This is a genomic window from Limnospira sp. PMC 289.06 (assembly GCF_032350395.1).
GTDB lineage: Bacteria > Cyanobacteriota > Cyanobacteriia > Cyanobacteriales > Microcoleaceae > Limnospira > Limnospira platensis.
Genome location: NZ_JARPLC010000051.1, coordinates 23720 through 31616 on the forward strand (window position 1 = coordinate 23720; position 7897 = coordinate 31616).

Below are 7897 nucleotides of genomic sequence, written 5' to 3' on the forward strand. Positions count from 1 at the left end.
CAATAGTCATGGTTTCAGCTTTGAATATTTCCAAGCCTCAAGTTTATGAAACTAGAACAATTCAGTTATCGAGTCCGCTTTTACACATTGGCTCTGCGGTGTCTCGGCTCAACCCATTTGAATATGTTCAAACCAGTCAAAGAGTCTATCTTCCAGATCAAGAAGCTCTGGCTAGAGCGTTGTCAAATCGAGGAAAATTGCATGATTATATCGGTGCGATAGAGCATCGACAAGAAATTCTCAGTATTCTGGAATCAGCTTTTGGTAAAAATTGGCAAAATGCTGAAGATATTTTGGGAAATCCTATTTTTCCACTAGGAGCAATTGACAGGAAATGGACTGATGAAAAAGTAACTGATTTACGGCCCATGATTCGTAATGGATTCGGACAGCTTTACATTCCCGGCAGCTCAATTAAAGGTGCCATTAGAACAGCGATCGCTTATTACTTACTCAAAAATGCTGATCAGTACGGAGTTCCTAATTCTAACCGAGTGAGTGCGATCGAGGAACGACTGAGGCAGCAGTTAGATAATGACCACTTGAAAAGACAACAAAAGTGGGCAGACGATGAGCTATTCATGGATAGTTTATTTGCGGATTTCTCATTAAATTATCAGGGTAAATCAATGGCAGAGCGTACCGGGCCTAATACTGATATTATGCGAGCTGTTCAAGTCACTGATTCTCAACCTCTAATTGAAAGAAAAGTGACGATTAACAACAGACAAGTTACTTTTAACATTCCCGTTGTAGCTGAAATTCTGGTTTCTAGTCATTTTGAAAATGAGAATGCTAAATACAGAGCTTCTATTTATGCAGAAGTTGTCCGAAATGTTAAAACCAAGTTTACTTTGTCCTTAGATACGGAAATGTTATCCTGGTTTCAACACAAAAGAGGCATGAAAATGCCTTTTAAATCCGTTGATGAATTGCTGAAAATTTGCCAAAGTTTTGCTCAAGAACAGTGGGATGGAGAACATGATTACTGGAGCATGGTTAAAAACCAAAAGCATCAAGGTAAAAATCTTGATTTCACAGCGATTAGAGATTTTTATGAACCAGAAAGATGCCCTTATCATTTGCGAATAGGTTGGGCTAGTGGGATGACCGGAACAACCGTAGGATGGCTATTTGCAGATGATTTGAGAGCAAAAATTAGAGATACTTGTGGGATAAAAGCTCCCAACTTTGAAGCTCCCAAATCTCGTCGTACTGTGGTCGATCCTCAAGGCAATATTAAATATGTCCCGGGGTGGGTAAAGTTTCGAGGATAATTAATTAATGCTGATTCGTTCAACTTGGACATTGACTGTTTGTGAACCGATAACACTTCCTAGGTCTTACGGCTTGGAGTTGGTTAAACAACTTCATCATCAATTGGGGTTAGGAATTGGTCTCAATATGATCCCTGACACTAGCTTTTCTAGCATCAGGGGACGGTACTTGGGGGCTGGAGATTTCATTACATTTCAACCTGAAGAGTTTTATCAGCTAACCTTTTCTGGTTTGCAAGAAAAAAGTTCTAAAGCGATCGCATCTCTTGATTTATCTGGTGGTTTAGAATTTTTAGGATTTAAATTTAAAGTTACCGATCGCCAAGATAATATCACAAGTTACGAACAACTTTACACCACCTTAGTAGCTAATGAACCGGAGCCAATTTTCGAGTCTAACCTCAAGTTTACAACTCCCACCGCTTTCGCCCAAAAATCGATAAAGCTCCCCCTTCCAGTTCCCGGACTGATGTTTCGGAGTTGGCTGCAATCTTGGAATAATTTTGCTCCGATTTATTTGGGTAGTGGAGAATTGATTACTTATTTATCAAATGCGATCGCTCTGAAACGTCATCGAATTTCTACTCAGTTATGTAGAATTGGGAAAGACTCAGTTAATGGATTTGTTGGTGAAATCACCTTAAAGGCATTGTACAAAACCGACCCCCTACTGGTCAATGTCGCGAATTTGTTGGTTCAATATTCTGAGTTTTCAGGAACTGGAATTAAGACAAGATTGGGAATGGGTCATACCGAAACTTATTAAAGGATTAATTAATCATGAGAACCGCCATCACCAAAATCATTTCTTTTCTGGGATTCAACTCTTACGAAGTTACCACATATAAACATCCTACTCAGTCAATCCATTTGACCACAAAATACTACCAAGAGGCTTTGGCTGAATTTTATCAGCCCCAGAAAATATATATTTTCTTGACTCCAACAGTTGAAACCAAATGTCCTGGTAGGGGAGACCAGAAAGAAGATCGCTCAAATTGGCATCAACTTGAAGAAATATTGGCACAAAAGTTTCCTGATATTGAGATTGTCCCAGTCAAAAACATTCCTGAGCGGAATAGTCCAGAAGATATCTGGACAATTTTCAATAAAGTTAATGAATGTTTGGAAGATGGCGATCGCGTAATTTTTGATATTACTCATTCATTTCGCTCTGTGCCAATTGTTGCGCTTTTGGCAGTTAGTTATTTTCGAGTGGTGCGAAATATTACCATCGAAGGTTTGCTTTATGGTGCATTTGAAGCTAAGGAGAATGGCATTACCCCCACCTTTGACCTTTTACCAGTAGTCCGCTTGTTTGACTGGCTTACAGCAACGGATCAGTTTCTGAAAACTGGGAATGGTGAAGACTTGGCGAAATTGTTGCAAGAGGCAGAGGGTCATACTCAAGCATTGGGCGATCGCATTTTAGAAATTTCTCAAGGTTTGCAATTATTGCGTCCCATGGATGTCATGACCGCCGCCGCAGCTTTACCGGAAAGTATTGAACAAGGTAAACCAGACTTAGCACGAGTTGTGCCACCTTTTGAACTATTATTAAATCGTGTTGTGAGTGAGTATGGTCAATTTGCTTTAGCTGAACCGAAAAACTATCAAGTCAATGGCAAAGCTGCATTACAGAAACAGTTTTTTGAGATTGAGTGGTATGCAAAGAAGGGTCTATATGTCCAAGCTATATCACTAGGACGGGAATGGCTACCTTCTCTCCTCTGTTATAATTTTGAACTCGATCCAATGGATAAACAAGCACGGGAAGAAATGGAAATCCTTTGTTGTGGTGGTAAAGTGGGAGAGCGTGAGTCAATTTACCGCAGTCAATATAAAGAGATTGAAGAATCTAAGCGTAAGATGATCAATCAATTATGGAATAATCCCCCTTGTAAGTTGGCTAATTTACGCAATGATGTTCTTCATTCTGGTTTCCGTAAAGATCCGAAAAGTGTTGAAGATATCAAACAAACATTACAAAAAATTGTCGAAGACCTGAAAAAAATTGCTCAGGTATGGGGTGTATTTGATGAAGAGTATAAAAGCTAAATTTTAATAGTTAGCCTGTCATTCATTCGTCCAAACCCAGAGCCAAATATGCTTCACAAGTAAAAGTTGAGCCAGATCCGGTATGAAAATCAGTAATTGAAAACAATCAACATGAGACTGGCAATTTCGGAAACTTGGCGAACTATCAGTTAGTCACATCGAACGGGCCCCCAAGTAGGGGCGATCGCCGCTGTAAATGGCTTCTACACAGAGATTAGAGGTAATTGATCAATTAAATTTTTCTAAATTTGCGTAAATTTATCGGTTGTCCCTGATAGGTAGATAGATGATCAGCCCACCGGATGGCCATCTCTAACTGAGGATAACTGCAATCGGAGGATAACCTTTAGAAAAGTTTACAGTCCCAAGATAGATTCCAGTAGATTTGTGTTTGATAATAAGGGGATACCATTAGGCCTTTAAGCATTAGGTTTAATATAGTGAAAGTGCCTCACTGTAAGGGTTGTAGATTCTATTAACCCACATTTTGTAGCACCCTTTTTTAGAACTTTCGCGGGGGGAGGGGCGATCGCCTCTGGGTCAAAGTGGCGGCGCGGAGGTGGTGGGATGCGATCGCCAACTGGAAGTCTCGCCATAGACTCACCCAGAACCGACTTACCCAGAACCGACTTACCCAGAACCAATTTACCCGACCACCATGTTTAGACCTTTTTATTGGAACTTTTCCTATGGGCGTTATCTATATCGGCGATCGCAATACGGGCAAAACTTCCCTAGTGCTGGAACTGGCTCATCCCAGCAGCCAGTTCGTCAAAGTCACCGATCCCCTTTACAATCAGCTTAAAGCCCTTCTGTATAATGACCAGGAGGGAAAAACCATGGCTACCGATGCCAGCCAGGCTACCTACGATCGCCAACTGGAGATCGAAGTGACCCTGCCCAGCCGACCCAAAAACATCTATACCGAATGGATAGATACACCAGGGGAAATATGGCGATCGACTTGGAAAAACGACAACCCCGACGAGTGGAGAAAATTTTTGAAAACCGCTCACAGCAGTCAAGGCGTGTGCCTAATCCTGTCCCCCTACCGGGAAATTATCCGCCAGGGGGATGGCATCATTCAGGAAGACTTTATCACCCGCAAACAATGGATTCAACGATTCGAGCGGTGGGTAAAATTTTTCCGCCAAGACTGTCGCCAAGCCAAACATCTGGTTCTGTGCCTGAACAAAGCCGACCTGATCCGAGGCATCGACCTGAAAGAAGAAGCCCGAAAACTAGCTTATCATCCCGTGGATGCCGAGATGAACTGGATGCAACGCAACGACTACGTTTTCAAAAGGTTTTTCGGTCCCCTACAATCCCACATCGCCGAACTCAACCAATATACCTCCGGTTTATCGGTGAGATGTTTCATCACTAGCATTTACAGCCGGGAACTGGTGGAACTTCCTTGGATTTATCTGGGCACTTATCTTAGTAGTAACCAATAAAGGAGTCAGCTATGGGCAACATTTGCGTAATCGGCCCCAGGGCATCTGGAAAAACCACCTATCTCGCCGGACTCAGCCAGTTTCCTGAGTATCAGGGTTCCCGTAGCCAATACAGCATCGAACCCCTGAACGACGAGACTTACAGGCTCGCCGAAGATGCCGAACAGACAATTTGCAAAGGGTTAGCGGTTGAACCGACTGTGCTAGGCGATCGCATCAGAAGTGTCGATGACCTTCCCGACTACTCCTTTAAAATCGAAGTGAAACCGGGATTCCTCAAACCCAAAATCGATATCCAACTCACAGTTCGCGACTACCCCGGGGAAGTGTTCGATAAAATTCTCCAGCCTTCCCCAGACCCGATTCTCGAGGAATTTATCGACGAATGTTTTAGGGCGGACGTGGATGGTTGTTTGCTGTTGTTTACGGAGTGGGAAAGCAGCCGAGATAGTTTTTATAGCCGATTGATCAAGCAATTTGTAAAAATTATGGACGAACACGATCGCCTAGATAACTATCGCCTAGCCGTAGCCATGAGTAAATGCGAACGGGGGGAAATTTGGCCGGGACGACTCGACCCGGAAACCGACCTATTTGGCATTTACTTGAAAAAAACCCTCACAACCCTCAAAAAAAACATTCCTCCCCAAAACTTGCGGTTTTTCGGGATGTCAACCTTCGGCGTGTTGGGACGGTCTGACCCTCGCCCCAACCGGGCGGATGCTGGGGGAACTGACGGACGAGTCTCGATTTTACGGGAGCAAAACCGGTGGCAACCTTACAATTTAGTTGAACCGTTGTGTTGGTTAAGTACCGGCAAAATCTGAACTTGAAGAGTGAGTGAGTCGATCATGCTATTTGACAACAAAACCAACTCGAAATCATTATCCATCAAAACCTTGGGCGGAGAGTCGGCGGTGCGAATTATCGGCGATCGCAGTTCCGGGAAAACCACTTATTTGGCATCCCTGGCTTACTGGCCCAACGCCAGCCCCGATAATCCCGTGCAAACCGTCTCCCCCCTTGGCGAAGACAGCGAGGAACTGGTAAACAAAGCCAGAGACATCCTAGAACAGGGATTATTACTCGAACCCACCAACCTCCACGATATCGACGCGGTGAAGGACTACACCCTCAGCATCACCCTCAAAGATCGCTTTTCCTGGTTGCGGGGGTCCGGAAAGATGGTGCAAATCAACGTCAGTTGTAAGGATTACAGCGGGGAGTTTTTCCGGGATTTGGTGCATAAAAGTGGCGATCCGATGCTGGATGATTACCTCGACGATTGCTGTTTGGCGACGGGGTTAATGGTACTCGTGGATGGAACCTCGCACCGCAAGGATAAGGAGTATTGCGCGGGGATCGAAAAACTGGTGGTGGAACTCGATCGCGCTGAGTTGAAGAACCAACATCGACGGATTGCCTTTGTGTTGACTAAGTGCGAACAGTCGGAGTTGTGGGTGAACCGCCACGAACCGAAAAAGTTGGCAAACATGAGATTTCCCAAACTCTCGGCCCAACTGGAAAGCTATTGCCAATTAAACCGGGTGGGGGTGGAGTATTTCACTACTTCCGCCTTTGGGATTTTGGGGAAACAGTACCCCGAACCCAACTCGAAACGGTTGAGGCGATCGCGTGATGGGACAACTTCCGTGATTAAAAAACCAAAACTCTGGCGGCCCTTTGGTTTAGTCGCCCCCGTTTACTGGCTTTGTACCGGAAAACGCCACCCGGAACTCGATCGCGACTAATGGGATTTTCCCAATGTCCTCATTTTCAATCCTTTCACAGCCATGACAATGATCTACATTCACGAATTTAGTACCGGAATTGAAGTGAAACGAACTCCCGGCGGCGGGTGGGAATCGGGGGGATTTACCGGAAAGTACATCAATTGTACCCGTGACATTCCCCAGCAGATATTAAATGCCATTTCCAGTGGCGAATTTTCCTTGTCAGAAGGGGGCCTCCCAGAGAAACCGGCGATGGTGGGGCGACAGGTCGGGGGATATTCGGTGGTAGCCGTCGTCAGCCGGGGACGGGACGATCGCGGGCGGAGTCTACCGCTATACCGCTATTTTTGGTGTGAGGGAAAGGACTATATCGAGGCAATTTTGCGATGGAAGGATAAGCTTCCCGTCTTCGATCCAGATAACAAACCCCCGTCAACCGGACACCGTTTAAACCCTGATTCACAGACTGTTCAATTAGATAAATTTAGAGAATATTTACACGACTCATCACCAACCATCGTTATTAGCCCTAAAAAACGCTGTCAACCGTTGATATTAAACGCGATCGCGAAAGAGAGAGCGAAAAAACAAGGCGAGGACTATTCTTGGGCTTATAATGTTGCTGCCTTAGAAAATCCCTGGTATTTCCAAGTAATTTATCCCGCCAGTTCCGAAGCGCAAGACCTTTTCAAGGAAGTTTTAGCCCGTCGTCCCCGTGATTCCGTATTTATCTCTGGGGAAGGGGAGATTAAAACCGCGATCAAAGCCATCATCAAAGGTCGCGTCAAACCCGAACACATCAACAACTTGGAAAGCGCTTTAGCCAACCCCAAAGTTGATGATAAATTTTGGAACAAACTCTTAGATGGTCAAGCAGCATCCAAAGCCTACAAAGACAAAATATACTCCGAAACGATGGTTATGCTGTTGACCTTAAAAGCCATACTCATACCGAAATTCTTGCCCGACTTTTTGATGTGGATGCAAACCGCCCCCAAACCGGATGACTGTTGGGAATCTTGCCACAAATTGCAGGCATCGATTCTCGCAGAGTACAAAAAGAACACCCCCAGCTTGCCATCTCTGACTCGAAATATTAATGACGGAATTTATAGTCTTCTCTCGCGCTTAATCACAACACCAAAATCATCCCAATCCGACAGCAAAATTAAACATAAACTCCGTGGTTTAGTGCATTCCAAAGTTGATATCCCACAACTTGTTAAAGCGACTCAATCCTTACTCAATGAAAACGATGGGTTGTGGTCGCTGGTTTACTATCTGTATTTCGCCAAAGATTTGGCAGATTCTCTCACCCAAATACCAGATTTATGGCAACCAGGAATCATCACAGATTACTCGGAAGAAAAGC

General features: G+C 44.3%; 7 protein-coding genes and 1 pseudogene. 7 read left to right on the plus strand and 1 reads right to left on the minus strand.

Annotated elements, in window-relative coordinates; all coding sequences use genetic code 11:
- Positions 1-8: 8 nt before the first annotated feature.
- Genes csm5 through csx2 form a run of 3 tightly spaced genes read left to right on the plus strand, consistent with a single transcriptional unit; the run spans position 9 to position 3335 of the window.
- Complete coding sequence (csm5, locus tag P5674_RS12525; protein WP_006619024.1) at positions 9-1277, plus strand: type III-A CRISPR-associated RAMP protein Csm5; 1269 nt, start codon at positions 9-11, stop codon at positions 1275-1277.
- Between the two features lie 7 nt (positions 1278-1284).
- Positions 1285-2043 carry a CRISPR system precrRNA processing endoribonuclease RAMP protein Cas6 gene (cas6, locus tag P5674_RS12530; RefSeq protein ID WP_006619025.1) on the plus strand — a complete coding sequence of 253 codons (759 nt, stop codon included), beginning with the start codon at positions 1285-1287 and terminating at the stop codon, positions 2041-2043.
- A gap of 14 nt (positions 2044-2057) precedes the next feature.
- On the plus strand, positions 2058-3335 hold the full coding sequence (gene csx2 / locus P5674_RS12535) for a TIGR02221 family CRISPR-associated protein (protein ID WP_006619026.1): 1278 nt from the start codon (positions 2058-2060) through the stop codon (positions 3333-3335).
- A 419-nt stretch (positions 3336-3754) separates the two neighbouring features.
- On the opposite strand, the gene P5674_RS12540 is transcribed toward csx2, so the two are convergent.
- Positions 3755-3931 carry a hypothetical protein gene (locus P5674_RS12540; RefSeq protein ID WP_162097037.1) on the minus strand — a complete coding sequence of 59 codons (177 nt, stop codon included), beginning with the start codon at positions 3929-3931 and terminating at the stop codon, positions 3755-3757.
- Between P5674_RS12540 and P5674_RS12545 the strand changes: the two genes are divergently transcribed.
- The 4 genes and pseudogenes from P5674_RS12545 to P5674_RS12560 all read left to right on the plus strand — a co-directional run.
- Positions 3881-4792, plus strand: a complete 912-nt coding sequence (locus P5674_RS12545; RefSeq protein WP_315670021.1) for a Rab family GTPase — start codon at positions 3881-3883, stop codon at positions 4790-4792. The two genes, P5674_RS12540 and P5674_RS12545, sit on opposite strands and share 51 nt — an antisense overlap.
- 11 nt (positions 4793-4803) lie before the next feature.
- A complete protein-coding gene (locus P5674_RS12550; protein WP_315670022.1) occupies positions 4804-5619 on the plus strand; it encodes a hypothetical protein in 816 nt (271 codons plus the stop codon).
- Between the two features lie 24 nt (positions 5620-5643).
- Positions 5644-6543, plus strand: a complete 900-nt coding sequence (locus P5674_RS12555; RefSeq protein WP_006619029.1) for a hypothetical protein — start codon at positions 5644-5646, stop codon at positions 6541-6543.
- A gap of 42 nt (positions 6544-6585) precedes the next feature.
- A pseudogene (locus tag P5674_RS12560) lies at positions 6586-7897 on the plus strand (hypothetical protein); the annotation flags it as partial.